A 14,957-nucleotide genomic window follows, 5' to 3' on the forward strand; every position below is an offset into this window, starting at 1 on the left:
GGGAAATCCCCTCCTTATTGCGCTTTAATTTTTTCAAGAAGCCCTTCATCAAAAGTACCGTTTTTCAGCATTTCGATTTCCAATTTGTATGGTGGCTTCTTATCTTTTTTATCTTCCCCTACATACGGTGTTTCAAGAATTTTTGGTACATGCATTAACTGTGGATGATGTACAATGTGATGCAACGCTTTATACCCAATGTGACCAAATCCGATGTTTTCATGACGGTCTTTTCCTGCTCCGCGTACATTTTTACTATCATTAATATGAAGTACTTGTAAACGATCTATACCAACGATCTTATCAAATTCGTTTAATACACCGTCAAAATCATTTACAATATCATATCCTGCATCGTGCGTATGACACGTATCAAAGCATACAGATAGCTTTTCATTATATTTTACGCCATCAATGATCTTTGCAATTTCTTCAAAGCTACGACCACATTCTGTTCCTTTTCCTGCCATCGTCTCTAACGCAATGTTAACCGTCTGTTCTGACGTTAGTACTTCATTAAGCCCTTTAATAATTTGTTGAATACCAGCATCTGCTCCAGCACCAACGTGCGCTCCTGGGTGAAGAACAATTTGTTTCGCTACACCTAATGCCGATGTTCTTTCAATTTCCATACGAAGGAAGTCTACGCCTAATTGGAATGTTTCTGGCTTCGTCGTATTCCCAACATTAATAATATACGGCGCATGGACGATAATTTCCTCAATACCATTCAGCTCCATATGTTTTCTTCCTGCTTCTATGTTCAATTCTTCAATTGGTTTTCTTCGTGTATTTTGCGGTGCACCTGTATAAATCATAAACGTTGTTGCACCGTATGAAACAGCCTCTTCACTTGCTGCTAATAACATGTTCTTACCACTCATGGAAACATGAGATCCAATCTTTAACATACAATCACCTCTTCAATATACAATAGATATAATGATAGCATAATTTGTAGAAATATGTAGTGAATTGTTTGTTCACAAAAGACGCACTACACAAATTTATATGAGTATTTAAACAGACTATACTCTTCATTTAAATTAGCGGGATTAAAAAAAGATAAGGGAAACCCCTTATCTTTTTTTATTGCTATATTTTCTCTTCACTTTGTCACGTTCTGTTGCAAGTTTACGTTTATAGTTTGGTTTTACTTTTTTCGGTTTTTTAATAACTTTCGTTGCCATAACGTCAAGTTCGTCATTTGGTTTTTTACGGCTCTTACGACGACGACGCTCACCTAAATCTGCCCACTCATCTCCGCGTAAATCTACATGTTTAAACTCGATATGACGTTGTTTTTCTAAGCTATCTAATGCTTCTTCGTTTGCTGGATCATAAATCGTCACTGCAATACCAGAATGCCCGGCACGTGCTGTTCTTCCAACGCGGTGAACGAAGAAATCTAAATCTGATGGTAGCTCATAGTTAATAACATGGCTAATTCCTTCAATATCGATACCACGTGCTGCTAAATCAGTCGCAACAATATATTGGAATTCAAGGTCACGAATTTGTTTCATCATTTTTTTACGATCACGTGGTGATAAATCCCCGTGAATTCGTCCAACTTTTAAGCCGCGTTCCATTAATCCATCAGCAACTTGATCTGCCATTTTTTTCGTATTCGTGAAAACAACTGCTAAATACGGTTTAAATTGAAGTAGCATTTTATTCACTAAATCAATTTTATTACGATGTTTAGAAGGCACTAAATAGTGTTCAATGTTTCCAGCTGCAACTTGTTTTGGATTGATATGAATATGCTCTGGATTCTCCATATATTTCTTCAGAAACGGTTTTAGTTTTTGAGGAATTGTTGCAGAAAAAACTAGCATTTGCAAGTTTTTAGGCATGCGTGCTGCAATTTTATCTACATCGTGAATGAATCCCATATCAAGCATTAAGTCAGCTTCATCGACAATAATCGTATTTGCTTTATGAACAAATAATGCTTGTTCTTCTACTAAGTCTTTAATACGTCCTGGTGTCCCGACTACGATATGAGGTTGTTTTTTCAACTTTTCAATTGAACGTTGTTTATCAGTTCCACCAATTAAACAACGCGCTGTAATCATTTGATCTTCCGCACAGAATTTTGTTAATTTCACAATCTCTTCGTAAATTTGTTGTGCTAACTCACGAGTAGGTGCTGTAATAACAAGTTGTACTTCTTCACGGCTTGCATTAATTCTGTTCAATGTAGGAAGTAAGTATGCATGTGTTTTCCCAGAACCTGTTTGGGATTGTCCAATTACACTTACACCTTTTTTCACGACCGGGAAAATTTTCTGCTGAATTCCTGTCGGCTCTGTAAAGCGTAGTTCACGAACTGCATCTATTAAAAATGGTTTAAAATCATACTGTGTAAAAGTTTGTTGTGTCATAAGTTACACCTTCTTTCTAAATTTCTACTGCGCGCACAAATCAGTCAAGTCTACATTATATCGAAATCTACAAGTAAAATCCATCTTTAGTTTAGGTTTTCCCTTCAAAAACTAACCTTCTTCCCCCTTATTGCATATTGTATGTGTATATACCTAACTGAAGAAAGGAGGATTTCTCACATGTTTCCAAAATCCCCTACAAGACAAATGTATCCAAATCAAGGGCAGCAACCTTATACACCATATCCAATTCCACAACTACCACCAATGGCACAAAAAAAGAAAGGGTTCCTTGCTAAACTCTTTAAAAAACACGATCCAACCGAACCTTACATGCAAATGGTTCCGCCTTATCGACAAATGGAAGGACCACCACCAATGATGCACCAGCACCAGCAACCGCCACCTCAATATCGGCAACAATATCAACCCCAATATCAACAGCAATACCCACAGCAGTACTCACAGCAATATCAACCATACATGCAGCAGCATCCAGAGCAAATGATTCCCCCTCAAATGTACGAATCAAACGAAACGCGCGGCGGTGCAACAACTACAGCAGCATCCAGTAGCGGCATCGGCAGTTTTTTTGCGAATTTAATTTCGAATCCAACTAATATGATAAACAATATAGAAAAAGTATCCCAAGTCGTTCAATCTGTAAGCCCTGTCGTCGAACAGTACGGCCCTATTATGCGTAACCTACCAAGCATTGTTAAAATCCTCACCTCTGGAAAAAGTACGGAAGAAGATTCAACTAAAAATCAGGCTGAAGACATAACAGAAAAGGTTGAGGTAGCAACTCCGCCTCCTCCACAAAAAAAAAGAAAAAGAAAAAAAATAGTGATTGAGCCAGTCATAGAAAAAGAATTACGAGAGGAGCCTGTTCAAAAAACAGCAACAAAACCAAAACTATATGTGTAACAATCCTTTGTTTTCTATCCACTCCTCCTTTATAATGTAAAAGACTATGCACAAAAGTATCCCTTGTTTAGAAGGAGAGGATTACTCATATGAAAATTGTTAAAATTTCCCCTCGTGGTTATTGCTACGGTGTTGTCGATGCAATGGTAATTGCACGTAACGCCGCATTAGATAAATCATTGCCGAGACCCATTTATATTTTAGGTATGATTGTTCACAATAAACATGTTACAGACGCTTTTGAAGAAGATGGAATCATCACATTAGACGGTCCAAGTCGCTTAGAAATTTTAGATAAAATTGATTCTGGTACTGTTATTTTCACTGCACACGGTGTTTCTCCAGAAGTTAAACAACGCGCAAAAGAAAAAGGTTTAACAACAATCGATGCCACTTGTCCAGATGTTACCAAGACACATGACCTTATCGAAGCTAAGAAAGCGGAAGGGTATCATGTCATTTATATCGGTAAAAAAAATCATCCAGAGCCAGAAGGCGCAGTTGGTATTGCACCTGACATCGTTCACCTTATCGAAAAAGCCGATGATTTAAAAACATTAGAAATCCCAACAGATAAAATTTTAGTAACGAATCAAACAACGATGAGTCAATGGGATGTTCAACATTTAATGGAGGACATTCAAAAAAAATTCCCAACAGCAGAATTCCATAAAGAAATTTGTTTAGCAACTCAAGTTCGCCAAGAAGCTGTCGCTAAACAAGCTGATGTTGCAGACTTAACAATTGTTGTCGGTGATCCGAAAAGTAACAACTCAAACCGTTTAGCACAAGTGTCACAAGAAATTGCTGGTACCAAAGCATACCGCGTTGCAGACGTAAGTGAGATTAAATTAGAGTGGCTACAAGGTGTAGAAAACGTAGCTGTTACAGCAGGTGCTTCTACTCCAACTCCAATTACAAAAGAAGTTATCGCTTTCTTAGATCAATATGACCCAATGAATCCCGCTACATGGGAGAGAGTTCGAAAAGTACCGTTACAAAAAATATTACCTCGTGTAAAAGTGAAAAAAGAACAATAATAAAAACCGTTGCCTATATGAGCAACGGTTTTTATTTTTCTTATACAAATGTAAATGGATCTGTATGTAATTGCGAAGCATGAATGTGTACATTGAGTTTCTTTGCATCCACTTTTTCTTGTAATTGCTTTTGCACACCTTGCTTCATTACTTTTTCAACGTTATGTCCTGGGTCAACTATATTTAAACCGAGCATCATCGCATCATGAGCAACATGATAATACATGTCACCTGTTACATATACATCTGCTCCTTTAAATTTAGCTTGATTGATGTATTTGTTACCATCACCACCAAGTACAGCTACTTTGCGCACTTTATCATCTAATTTCCCAACAACTCGTGCACCCTTTACATCTAATGATTGCTTTACATGTTCTGCAAACTGTCCAAGTGTCATTTCTTCTTTTAAGTATCCTATTTTCCCAAGCCCTAATGTTTCGCCTTTGTTATCAAGTGGATACACATCATACGCTACTTCTTCATATGGATGTGCCGTTACCATTGCTTTAATCACTTTTCGTTGTAGTGAAACTGGAATAATCGTTTCGATCCGCACTTCTTCTACGCGCTCTAACTGTCCAGTTTCCCCTACATAAGGATTTGTCCCCTCTTGAGGTACAAACGTACCTGTACCCTCGCTACTAAACGTACAGTGGCTATAATTGCCGATATGACCAGCACCTGCGTCTCCTAATGCTTTTCGTACTTCCTCTGCATGAGTTACTGGCACAAACACAACAACTTTTTTCATTTCTTCTGCATATGTCGGTGCCAAAACTTCTGTATTTTGCAACCCTAACGCCTCAGCAAGTAAATCATTTACCCCGCCCTTGGCAACATCCACATTTGTATGCGCTGCATAAATGGCAATATCATTTTTAATACACGTTTCAATAATTCTTCCGTACGCTTTATCTGTATGAATCGCTTTTAACGGATTAAAAATTAAAGGATGATGCGCGATAATGACATTCGCTCCTAATTGAATCGCTTCCTCCACAACTTCCTCCGTTACATCTAATGCAATTAATACGTGTTGTACAGATTTATTAAGCGCTCCAATCTGCAGACCAATTTTATCTCCTTCCATCGCCAGATGCTTCGGATACATACTTTCAAATAAAGAAATAATTTCATGGCCGTTTGGAATTTTACTCATGATAAAATCTCCCCTATCATTTTCATTTTCGCTTCTACTTCTGCACGTTTCGCTTTTGTTTCTTCAGAATTAGCCGCACGTTCTAACTGTTTTAAAATATTTTGGAAGTTTTTCAATTCCCCTTCCCATTTTTCAACGAAAGCTTCACTTTTTTCTTTTATTAAAAATGGCCCCATAAACAATCCCGCTTGTTTATTTTCCGAGTAAGGTGCTTCGACATTTCCTCGCTCTCCTACTAAAATCTCATAAATTTTCCCATCTTCTTTTACGATTTTTTCATGGATAAGCTCCCAACCATTTTCAACAAACCATTCACGAATATGATGTGCTGCAATATTCGGCTGTAAAATTAAACGTGTTACACCTTCTAATTTTTCTTTACCACTTTCTAAAATGTCACGAATTAACGCTCCGCCCATTCCAGCAACCGTAATTACATCTACTTCTCCTGGCGCTATAACAGCTAATCCATTCCCTTTACGCACATCTACTTTATCTTGCAAGCCACTTTCAGCTACAGTTGCTTGTGCAGAGCGAAACGGTCCATCTACAACCTCTCCAGCAACTGCTTTTGTAGCAATATTATTTATAATTGTATAACACGGTAAATACGCATGATCCGATCCAATATCAGCAACTGTAGATCCTACCGGTATTTCACGCACAACTTCTTCTAATCGTTTTGAAAGCTTTACTTCATTCATGTATTTCCATTACTCCTTCTCTTGTCAGTCTGTCTCCATGATAATGAATTTATAGTAGTTGTTGCAAGCCCATAACAACAATTCACTTCTCTATCATTCATCGTATTTTAGAAAATATAGAAAAACAAGCCCTTTGCATAAGCAAAAGACTTGTCATACGGAACTTTATTTTTTCTTCGATAACCAATCAGCTACTTTAGTGGCTTGATCAGCTGGAACTATATTAGCAGGCATATTGCCCTTTCCTTTCGAAAGAATTTCTTTAATTTCATCCTTTGAAAGTTTCCCACCAATTTTTTGTAAGTTAGGTCCTACTGCCCCTTGTAGCTGATCACCGTGGCAGCTCGTACAGCTTTGCTTCACAATATCCTCTGGTTTTGATGCTGTTTGTGCTGGCTTCCCGCCATTTTTTGCATCAGCTAACTCTTTAGATTTATTTAGCCCCTGAAATGAAAATACAAACATAACGATAATACCCAATGCTGCAATAAGAGCGAACGGAATCAGCGGATTACGTTTCATATCTCTTCTCCCCCCTCTATACCCCTAAATAGTTAGATGATTCAGTCATTTCCATTGTACTTGAAAACGCTCTATCAGAAAAGAGAAAACTACTACTTGTTAAAAATATTCCATAAATTCAGTTTATTGTTTTTTATTGTCATATAGCTTATTATTTCGATAATTATTAACGTTTCTCATCATATTTTTCGCTTTTCTACATATATTTTTGTATAGAATAAACAAAATTAATCGAAAAATCGAAAAATGAGCATTTGCAAATCAAAAGACAATTCTGTAAAATAAATTACAAGAAATTGTAATCGTTGCCGATAGCTAAATTTTAACAAAAATTAACAAAATAAAAAAGTTTACTTCACAAAGGTGAAGTAAACTTAAAAAATAACCTATTCTAAGAAATCCTTAAGACGCTTACTACGACTTGGATGTCTTAATTTGCGAAGTGCTTTTGCTTCAATTTGACGGATACGCTCTCTCGTTACGCCGAATACTTTCCCAACTTCTTCAAGCGTACGAGTTCGTCCATCATCTAAACCGAAACGAAGACGCAGAACATTTTCTTCACGATCTGTTAGTGTATCTAACACATCTTCTAATTGTTCTTTTAGCAATTCATAGGCTGCATGGTCCGCAGGCGATGTTGCTTCTTGGTCTTCAATAAAGTCACCTAAATGGGAGTCATCTTCTTCACCAATTGGTGTTTCAAGAGAAACTGGCTCCTGTGCAATTTTTAAGATTTCACGTACTTTTTCTGGAGCAAGATCCATTTCTTCACCAATCTCTTCAGGAGACGGTTCGCGACCTAAATCTTGTAATAATTGACGTTGTACACGAATTAACTTATTAATCGTTTCAACCATATGAACTGGAATACGAATTGTTCGCGCTTGGTCCGCAATCGCACGTGTAATAGCTTGGCGAATCCACCAAGTTGCATACGTACTAAATTTGAAACCTTTACGATAATCGAACTTTTCAACAGCTTTAATTAGACCCATATTACCTTCTTGAATTAAGTCTAAGAAAAGCATACCACGGCCTACGTAGCGCTTTGCAATACTTACTACAAGACGTAAGTTTGCTTCTGCAAGACGACGTTTCGCTTCTTCATCGCCTTCTTCAATACGCGTTGCAAGTCGAATTTCTTCTTCTGCAGATAGTAAGTCTACACGACCAATTTCTTTTAAATACATACGAACAGGATCGTTGATTTTAACCCCAGGTGGTACACTTAAATCATTGAGGTCAAACTCTTCTTCTGTTTTTGTAATTTGGCGATTATTAGGGCCTTCTTCGTTGTCATTATCACCAACTAAGTCAATGCCTTGTTCACCTAAATATTCATAGTATTCATCCATTTGATCGGATTCAATTTCAAATCCATTCATGCGTTCTGCAATCTCTTCATATGTAAGAACGCCACGTTTTTTTCCGAGCTCAGTGAGTTGTTCTTTCACTTGCTCAAGGGTCATTTCAGTTTCAATTTGTTTAGAACGAGCTGGTTTGTCAGCCATCTGTTCCCCTCCTTACGCGAGATACAAACATTCATTATACTAAAACTTTATCAAAAAAGCTATTTTCTCGCTTTTTGATTTTGTAAATATGCTACATAATATTTAGCAGCCTCTACAGGATCTGTTTTTTCCATTTGTTTCACTTTAAAGATGATCTCCATCTTTTCAAGTTTTTCCTGATGCCGCCTAAGCGTCTCCAAATGGCCTTGCAACACTTCTTCTGTGTATTCTGGATTAATAAATTCATCCGTCGAAATATCAGTGATAATATTTTTCAACTTTTCATCAGAGAGCCAACTTAAAAATGTTCCGACTGAAGGTTCATTTCCCTTTTCATAATATGCGTATAGTTCATATAAAATCCCTTTATGTTCTTCTGTATGAAAATCTTCTATATGGGATTCCATACGAACAGCTACTTCTGCACTTTGCAACATATGGTAAATAATTTCTCTTTCCGCTCTTTCAAAACCTGTTAACTTCGGTTTTGTTTGAACGACTTGAGACGGTTTAGCAACCTGCTTTATTTGTTTTTGCTGTACCTTTTGTTCTTTGCGATATTGGTGCAATTGATTCAAAAGTGTTTCCATTGAATACGAAAATTCTTGCGATAATGACTTCAAATATGACTCTGCCTGCATCGCATCTTGTAACAACGATAACTCTTTTAAAACACTTTTCACATATTCTTCTTTGCCAGACTCATCTTGCAAATTTTTCCCTAAACGCAAATAATTTATTTTAAAACCAACAAAACTCACACTTGATTTCACAAGATTTTCAAAAGCGGTAGTCCCATATTGTTGCACATATTCATCAGGATCAAGCTTATCTGGCAAGGATGTGACTTTCACTTGGCAACCAACTTTTAGCAATAATTGCCCTGCTTTCATCGTCGCTTCTCGCCCTGCTTTATCACCATCATAGCAAAGAACAACAGTTTCAACGTTACGTCGCAGAAGTTTTGCTTGTTCTTCAGTTAAAGCTGTTCCCATTGTCGCAACAGCTTCTTCCACACCACTTTTTACCGCAGCTAGCACATCGGCATATCCTTCAAAAAGAACCACTTGCCCACGCTTTCTAATAAACGGTCTTGCTTGGTGGAAGTTATACAACAATTTACTTTTGTGAAAAATCGGTGTTTCAGGGCTATTTAAATATTTCGGAGTGTCATCCCCTAACGCCCTTCCACTAAACGCTATCACCTTACCTTGTAACGTATAGATCGGGAACATAACTCTTCCACGGAAGCGATCGTAATGACTACCATCCTTCTCACTTCTTATTAGAAGGCCAGCTTGTTCCATACTAGACAGCGATAAACCTCTTTTTTGTAAAATTTTCGTCGCTGCATCCCAAGCAGGTGATGCATAACCAATTTCAAACTTCTCAATCATCTCTTTCGTAATACCACGATTTAATAAATATGAAAGTGCTTCATTTCCCTCTTCCGTATTTACTAATAAATGATGATAATACTTTTTCAATAATTCATGAGCTTGTTGCATGATGACAGTGTCATCAGATATGTCTTCTTGTTGTCCTTGCCCTGATGTATACTCTGCAACCGCAATTCCATTTCTTTCGCCTAGCTTTTGAACAGCCTCGGTAAAAGCCAGTCCTTCCATTTTCATTAGAAAGGAAAATACATTTCCACCTTCTCCACATCCGAAGCAATGAAAAATTTGCTTATCAGATGAAACAGAGAATGAAGGAGAATTCTCACCATGAAATGGACAAAGGCCGAAATAGTTACGCCCCTGTTTTCTAAGTTGAACGTATTCACCAATCACTTCTACAATATCGGATGATGTCCGAATTTGTTCAACAACTTCTTCGGGAATTCTGTTCCCCATAACTCCATCTCCGTGTCGTATTTTGTATTCGATATAAATTAAAAAATTCCTTTATAATTCGACAATATTTTTCTAAACTTGTTAGAAAGTGTTGCCGATTACATTGTATAAACGATTTTGAACCTTTCCTATAGATCCTTTATCTGCATAAATCGCATATACATACTTGCTATATAAAATTGTATACATTTGCTCATCTGTTACAAATGTATCTCTTAGAAACAATACATATACACCTTTTTACAAGAAGAGTAGCAAGCCACATATACTGTTTGATCTTGAGATCTGTAACATTTGCATGTTGATCCATATAACAATCAACTCCATTTTGTTCAGTATCTACAAAGATCCAATTGCCTTGCTATTTCCTTAAAGGATGAGCATATGATGCGACAAACAAAATTCCGACATGAAATTCCGCTCCAACTTGCACAATTTCAGCCTTCACGGGATATACATCTACACCAACTAATATGTTGTTGATGTTTTGCATATTTCTGTATTCTACATCCCTTCTGTGAATCCTTCCATAATGTGCGTTTTCTTGTATAGATTTTGTCGATTTAACGTAATTACATGTCTTTTTCGTAAATCCTATCCCTAGTTTATTCTGAAAAATTAAAGTCTAAACGTAAAATATAGGTTTTTATCACAATTTTTTATTATAATATATTTTCTTCAACTACGCTACATATCCCTTTATTTTTTCATCTTACATTTCAGGATGACAAACTCACACCTTGAATATACTAAAAGACAAAGGAGTATAAGTATAACCATTACACTACAATCTATTACAAAATCCATAGGTATCATATTTCACACGAGCGAAAAAAGCACATTCACCTTTGGTAAATGTGCTAAAACATTTTTTGGTTTTGCACTGCATTCACAATAATATTTGCTGTTTCTTCAATCGCTTTATTCGATACATCGATTACTTGGCAATTTATTTTACTAATTACTTCCTCAAAGTGATCAATTTCTTCTTGAATACGATTAATATTTGCATATGTTGCTCCATCACTTAATCCAAGTGATTTTAATCGTTCTTTTCGAATATGATTTAACTTATCTGGCGTAATTTTCAAACCGAAACATTTTTCTTTTGCCACTTGATATAGTTCTTCAGGTGGGTCAACTTCTGGCACGAGTGGTACATTCGCAACTTTCAAGCGTTTGTTATGAGCTAAATATTGGGAAAGTGGTGTTTTTGATGTACGCGAAACACCAATCAACACGATATCTGCTTTTAAGATACCTCGTGCATCTCTGCCGTCATCATACTTCACAGCAAATTCAATCGCTTCAATCTTTTTAAAGTATTCTTCATCTAACCTACGGACAACACCTGGCTCATATCTCGGCACTTGCCCCGTAATTTCTTCAATTTGATCAATAAGAGGGCCGATAATATCGTATGCCTCTACCCCTTCTTTTGCAGCCTCTGTTACTAAATACTGGCGCATATCAGGCTTAACTAACGTAAAACATATAAGTGCTTGATTACTCTTAGCAATCGAAATCACTTCTTTTAATGTCCCTGTATCTTCTACATACGGTACACGTCTAATATCAGGAGCAAACGGGAATTGCCCCATTGCTGCTCGAACAACCAAATCAGCCGTTTCCCCTACAGAATCAGATACGACATATACGATTTTATTATCCATTACATTACCTCACTTTAAACAAATTACACTTATTCGTTATTTACTAAATTTACAAACGCACGTGTAATATTTGTTTTTGTAATTCGCCCAATCACTTCTAAACCTTGTTTCGTATCTTTTACAACTGGCATTGCATCAATCTGTCTTTCTATTAATTCCATCGCAATATCATATAAAGAATCCTCTCTACGACACATCGCAATGTTTGGCATCCTTGTCATGATAATATTAACCGGAAGAGAGGTTAAATCCTGCTTTCCTAAGCTCGCTCTTAATAAATCTTTACGAGACACAACACCAACTAATAGAGTCATCTGATCTACAACGAACAATGTACCAACGTCCTCTAAAAACATCGTACAAATTGCATCGTATACGGAAACATTTTTATCAATTACAACCGGTCTAGATTGATAATCTTGTACTTTAATTTTCTTAACAGCTTCAGATAATAGCTGCCCCCCAGTTTTACCCGTATAAAAATAACCTACGCGTGGACGTGCTTCTAAATAACCAGCCATCGTTAAAATTGCTAAGTCTGGTCTTAGCGTCGCACGTGTTAGACCCAATTGCGCTGCAATTGATTCCCCTGTAATAGGACCGTGATCTTTTACAATCTGAATGATATGTTCTTGCCGTTTATTCAGCTCTATGATAATCACCACCTTTAATGCACAACGAAAAAAGTTATACTATCTCTTAAATATTATATACTAAATATGCTATTCGAAAAAGAAAGTATGTAAAAAGGACCGTATACGGCCCAAAATTATATTTGAAACTTATCAAGTTGTTCTAAAAAACGTCTTGATTTCAAATAAATTCCGCAATATTCATCATAATATGTATTCAATACTAAACGCATTTGTTTTTTTGTGCTATCCTTTACCGATACATTTCCGAGCCTATGTAAATCGAAATGGAAGAAAAGACGTAATAATTTATGAACAGCTTCTCCTACCGGTATACGATATGGGTCTTGCTCTGCATGGCGTGAGCACAGAAAACCGCCTTCCCTTACGGAGAAGGCGACAAAGTCTGTTTCTTGATGACAAATCGCACATGTATCAAAGTACGGGCGCATCCCTAATACCGGAAGCATTTTCGTTTGATAAATTAATGATAACACTTCTGGATCAACACCCTCACACATATAATGCAACGTTTGATATAACATTTCAAATAAATACGGATTATGTTTTTTATCTTCTGTTGCTTTATCAGTTAACTCAACAATAAATGATGCATAAGCAGTTAAAAATATATCCTCGCGAATTTCTTTCATAGTTGAAATAATCTCGCCTTGTTGCAATGTTCCAAGCCCAGATCCCATTTGAATAAGAAAATGGCCATGTGTCATTAATTGCGACACAGATGCTAATCGGCTTTTCGGTTTTTTTGCCCCTCTTGCCATTGCACTTACCTTACCAAGTTCTCTTGAGAATATTGTAACAATCTTGTTCGTTTCTCCGTAATCTGTCGTACGGATAACGATGCCCTCAACTTTTTGAAACATGTTCGTCACCATCCAAGGTTTGAACAAAACGGGTCAAGAAATTGGAGAGTCTAGATGCGCTAGCTCCTCTTCATGTTGATCCATCTCATCGTTTACGTCTTTTTCCATTTCTTTCAAAAGCAAGTACGTTTCAATGCTTCCTGTTTTGGAGAAAAACTTCCAGGTAAAATCTAGCATAAGAATCCACCTTTCTCAATAAGCGTAGCCTATAAACCAATTTCCTTTGTTGTTATTAAATTGACCCATTTTGTCCATTTTCATGTGAGAAAAATTTTTCCTAATTTATCAAAGTTCATAAAAACCAATAATCAGTGGATGAACCAACCATCCACTGATTACAACTTTACTCTATTTTAGTACTCATCCTCGCGGAAACCTAGGTCACGAAGCTGAGACATTTTATTACGCCAATCTTTTTGCACTTTTACCCATACTTCTAAAAATACTTTAGAACCAAGTAGCGCTTCAATATCAAAACGAGCTCGCTTACCAACTTCTTTTAACATTTTCCCTTGTTTTCCGATGATGATTCCTTTTTGTGATGCACGTTCAACAACAATCGTTGCATTTATATAAACTGCCCCGCCCTCACGCTTTTGAATCGCATCGATAACAACAGCCACAGAATGCGGCACTTCTTCACGTGTTAAATGTAGTACTTTCTCACGAATAAGCTCTGCAATAATAAATCTCTCCGGATGATCCGTTACTTGATTCTCTGGATAGTATTGTGGTCCTTCTGGTAAATACTTTTTAATTGTTCCAATTAAAGCGTCCACATTATTACCGTCTAACGCAGAAATTGGTACAATCTCTGCAAACTCATGTAGTTTACGATATTGATCAATTAACTCTAGTAATTGCTCTGGATGAAGTTGGTCAATTTTATTAATGACTAAAAATACTGGTTGTTTCGTTTCTTTTAATTTCTCAATGATGAATTCCTCACCACGACCAAATCCTTCAACTGCATTAACCATAAACAGAACAATATCAACTTCTTTTAATGTCGTTTGCGCCATCTTTACCATAAAGTCGCCTAATTTATGTTTAGGTTTATGTATTCCTGGTGTATCAATGAAAATAACTTGTGCATCATTTTCTGTATATACACCTTGAATTTTATTACGAGTCGTTTGTGGCTTATCACTCATAATAGCAATTTTCTGGCCGATAATACGGTTTAAAAATGTAGATTTTCCAACATTCGGTCTGCCAATAATAGAGACAAAACCTGATTTATAACCTTTTCTATTCATGTAAATCCTCCGCTAAAAATGCTCCTGGTAACAATTCTCCGACTGTCGTCTCTTGAACGTCACCATGTAAGTTTGATAAGTATACTTTCGTATCCTGTTTACATAATTCTACCATAACTTGTCGACATGCTCCACAAGGAGGTACTGGGCGCTTTGTATCTGCTACAACCGCAATGGCTACAAATTCTTTATCTCCTTCAGAAATCGCCTTAAATAAAGCTGTTCTTTCAGCACAATTACATAAGCCATATGATGCATTCTCAACATTACATCCACGATATACTTTTCCACCGCGCGTTAATAATGCTGCACCTACTTGAAATTTAGAATATGGTACGTACGCTTGTTTACGCGCTTCGATTGCTTCTAGAATTAATTGTTTACTATTCATATT

At 36.7% G+C, this 14,957-nt stretch carries 16 protein-coding genes; 2 read left to right on the plus strand and 14 right to left on the minus strand.

Features of this window, described 5'->3' with window-relative positions:
• Positions 1-14: 14 nt before the first annotated feature.
• Both ACW0JX_RS20870 and ACW0JX_RS20875 read right to left on the minus strand, forming a co-directional pair.
• Positions 15-911 (minus strand): deoxyribonuclease IV, encoded by an 897-nt coding sequence (locus ACW0JX_RS20870; protein WP_095690204.1) that lies wholly within the window; start codon positions 909-911, stop codon positions 15-17.
• A gap of 168 nt (positions 912-1,079) precedes the next feature.
• Positions 1,080-2,390 carry a DEAD/DEAH box helicase gene (locus ACW0JX_RS20875; RefSeq protein WP_000194023.1) on the minus strand — a complete coding sequence of 437 codons (1,311 nt, stop codon included), beginning with the start codon at positions 2,388-2,390 and terminating at the stop codon, positions 1,080-1,082.
• 180 nt (positions 2,391-2,570) lie between these two features.
• On the opposite strand from ACW0JX_RS20875, the gene vrrA reads away from it, so the two are divergent.
• Both vrrA and ACW0JX_RS20885 read left to right on the plus strand, forming a co-directional pair.
• A complete protein-coding gene (gene vrrA, locus ACW0JX_RS20880; RefSeq protein ID WP_000484179.1) occupies positions 2,571-3,317 on the plus strand; it encodes a VrrA/YqfQ family protein in 747 nt (248 codons plus the stop codon).
• Between the two features lie 89 nt (positions 3,318-3,406).
• Positions 3,407-4,357 (plus strand): 4-hydroxy-3-methylbut-2-enyl diphosphate reductase, encoded by a 951-nt coding sequence (locus tag ACW0JX_RS20885; RefSeq protein WP_000706657.1) that lies wholly within the window; start codon positions 3,407-3,409, stop codon positions 4,355-4,357.
• A gap of 40 nt (positions 4,358-4,397) precedes the next feature.
• Here the strand turns inward: ACW0JX_RS20885 and ACW0JX_RS20890 are convergent, their stop codons facing one another.
• The 12 genes from ACW0JX_RS20890 to ACW0JX_RS20945 all read right to left on the minus strand — a co-directional run bounded on the left by ACW0JX_RS20890 (position 4,398) and on the right by ACW0JX_RS20945 (position 14,954).
• Entirely contained in the window at positions 4,398-5,519 is a 1,122-nt protein-coding gene (locus tag ACW0JX_RS20890) for a Nif3-like dinuclear metal center hexameric protein (RefSeq protein ID WP_000036248.1), read from the minus strand.
• Positions 5,516-6,223 carry a tRNA (adenine(22)-N(1))-methyltransferase gene (locus tag ACW0JX_RS20895; RefSeq protein ID WP_001006547.1) on the minus strand — a complete coding sequence of 236 codons (708 nt, stop codon included), beginning with the start codon at positions 6,221-6,223 and terminating at the stop codon, positions 5,516-5,518. Before ACW0JX_RS20895 ends, ACW0JX_RS20890 begins: the two co-directional genes overlap by 4 nt.
• A 165-nt stretch (positions 6,224-6,388) precedes the next feature.
• Entirely contained in the window at positions 6,389-6,745 is a 357-nt protein-coding gene (gene cccA, locus ACW0JX_RS20900) for a cytochrome c550 (RefSeq protein ID WP_000828142.1), read from the minus strand.
• 386 nt (positions 6,746-7,131) lie between these two features.
• On the minus strand, positions 7,132-8,259 hold the full coding sequence (gene rpoD, locus ACW0JX_RS20905; protein ID WP_000764066.1) for an RNA polymerase sigma factor RpoD: 1,128 nt from the start codon (positions 8,257-8,259) through the stop codon (positions 7,132-7,134).
• A 59-nt stretch (positions 8,260-8,318) separates the two neighbouring features.
• Complete coding sequence (dnaG, locus tag ACW0JX_RS20910) at positions 8,319-10,115, minus strand: DNA primase (protein ID WP_000528221.1); 1,797 nt, start codon at positions 10,113-10,115, stop codon at positions 8,319-8,321.
• 81 nt (positions 10,116-10,196) lie between these two features.
• Complete coding sequence (locus tag ACW0JX_RS20915) at positions 10,197-10,340, minus strand: hypothetical protein (protein ID WP_176549462.1); 144 nt, start codon at positions 10,338-10,340, stop codon at positions 10,197-10,199.
• A gap of 635 nt (positions 10,341-10,975) precedes the next feature.
• Positions 10,976-11,788: a pyruvate, water dikinase regulatory protein gene (locus ACW0JX_RS20920; RefSeq protein ID WP_000368944.1), complete on the minus strand. Its 813-nt coding sequence runs from the start codon at positions 11,786-11,788 to the stop codon at positions 10,976-10,978.
• 29 nt (positions 11,789-11,817) lie between these two features.
• Positions 11,818-12,450, minus strand: a complete 633-nt coding sequence (locus ACW0JX_RS20925) for a helix-turn-helix transcriptional regulator (protein ID WP_000583756.1) — start codon at positions 12,448-12,450, stop codon at positions 11,818-11,820.
• Between the two features lie 107 nt (positions 12,451-12,557).
• A complete protein-coding gene (gene recO, locus ACW0JX_RS20930) occupies positions 12,558-13,304 on the minus strand; it encodes a DNA repair protein RecO (RefSeq protein WP_000487009.1) in 747 nt (248 codons plus the stop codon).
• A gap of 33 nt (positions 13,305-13,337) precedes the next feature.
• Positions 13,338-13,481, minus strand: a complete 144-nt coding sequence (locus tag ACW0JX_RS20935; RefSeq protein ID WP_000883924.1) for a YqzL family protein — start codon at positions 13,479-13,481, stop codon at positions 13,338-13,340.
• Between the two features lie 176 nt (positions 13,482-13,657).
• Positions 13,658-14,563, minus strand: a complete 906-nt coding sequence (era, locus tag ACW0JX_RS20940) for a GTPase Era (RefSeq protein ID WP_001080230.1) — start codon at positions 14,561-14,563, stop codon at positions 13,658-13,660.
• Positions 14,556-14,954, minus strand: coding sequence for a cytidine deaminase (locus ACW0JX_RS20945; RefSeq protein WP_088022801.1), 399 nt, complete (start codon positions 14,952-14,954; stop codon positions 14,556-14,558). The genes era and ACW0JX_RS20945 overlap by 8 nt, the downstream gene beginning before the upstream one ends.
• Between the last annotated feature and the right edge of the window lie 3 nt (positions 14,955-14,957).

The sequence above is a fragment of the Bacillus sp. C-3-6 genome (genome assembly GCF_054509685.1).

Excerpts from the sequence above, each read along its gene's own strand:
- ACW0JX_RS20885 (WP_000706657.1), top strand. The coding sequence starts at position 3,407 with ATGAAAATTGTTAAAATTTCCCCTCGTGGTTATTGCTACGGTGTTGTC.
- ACW0JX_RS20920 (WP_000368944.1), bottom strand. The coding sequence starts at position 11,788 with ATGGATAATAAAATCGTATATGTCGTATCTGATTCTGTAGGGGAAACG.
- ACW0JX_RS20895 (WP_001006547.1), bottom strand. The coding sequence starts at position 6,223 with ATGAATGAAGTAAAGCTTTCAAAACGATTAGAAGAAGTTGTGCGTGAA.
- vrrA (WP_000484179.1), top strand. The coding sequence starts at position 2,571 with ATGTTTCCAAAATCCCCTACAAGACAAATGTATCCAAATCAAGGGCAG.
- ACW0JX_RS20890 (WP_000036248.1), bottom strand. The coding sequence starts at position 5,519 with ATGAGTAAAATTCCAAACGGCCATGAAATTATTTCTTTATTTGAAAGT.
- ACW0JX_RS20935 (WP_000883924.1), bottom strand. The coding sequence starts at position 13,481 with ATGCTAGATTTTACCTGGAAGTTTTTCTCCAAAACAGGAAGCATTGAA.
- ACW0JX_RS20945 (WP_088022801.1), bottom strand. The coding sequence starts at position 14,954 with ATGAATAGTAAACAATTAATTCTAGAAGCAATCGAAGCGCGTAAACAA.
- ACW0JX_RS20870 (WP_095690204.1), bottom strand. The coding sequence starts at position 911 with ATGTTAAAGATTGGATCTCATGTTTCCATGAGTGGTAAGAACATGTTA.
- era (WP_001080230.1), bottom strand. The coding sequence starts at position 14,563 with ATGAATAGAAAAGGTTATAAATCAGGTTTTGTCTCTATTATTGGCAGA.
- cccA (WP_000828142.1), bottom strand. The coding sequence starts at position 6,745 with ATGAAACGTAATCCGCTGATTCCGTTCGCTCTTATTGCAGCATTGGGT.
- ACW0JX_RS20875 (WP_000194023.1), bottom strand. The coding sequence starts at position 2,390 with ATGACACAACAAACTTTTACACAGTATGATTTTAAACCATTTTTAATA.
- rpoD (WP_000764066.1), bottom strand. The coding sequence starts at position 8,259 with ATGGCTGACAAACCAGCTCGTTCTAAACAAATTGAAACTGAAATGACC.
- recO (WP_000487009.1), bottom strand. The coding sequence starts at position 13,304 with ATGTTTCAAAAAGTTGAGGGCATCGTTATCCGTACGACAGATTACGGA.
- dnaG (WP_000528221.1), bottom strand. The coding sequence starts at position 10,115 with ATGGGGAACAGAATTCCCGAAGAAGTTGTTGAACAAATTCGGACATCA.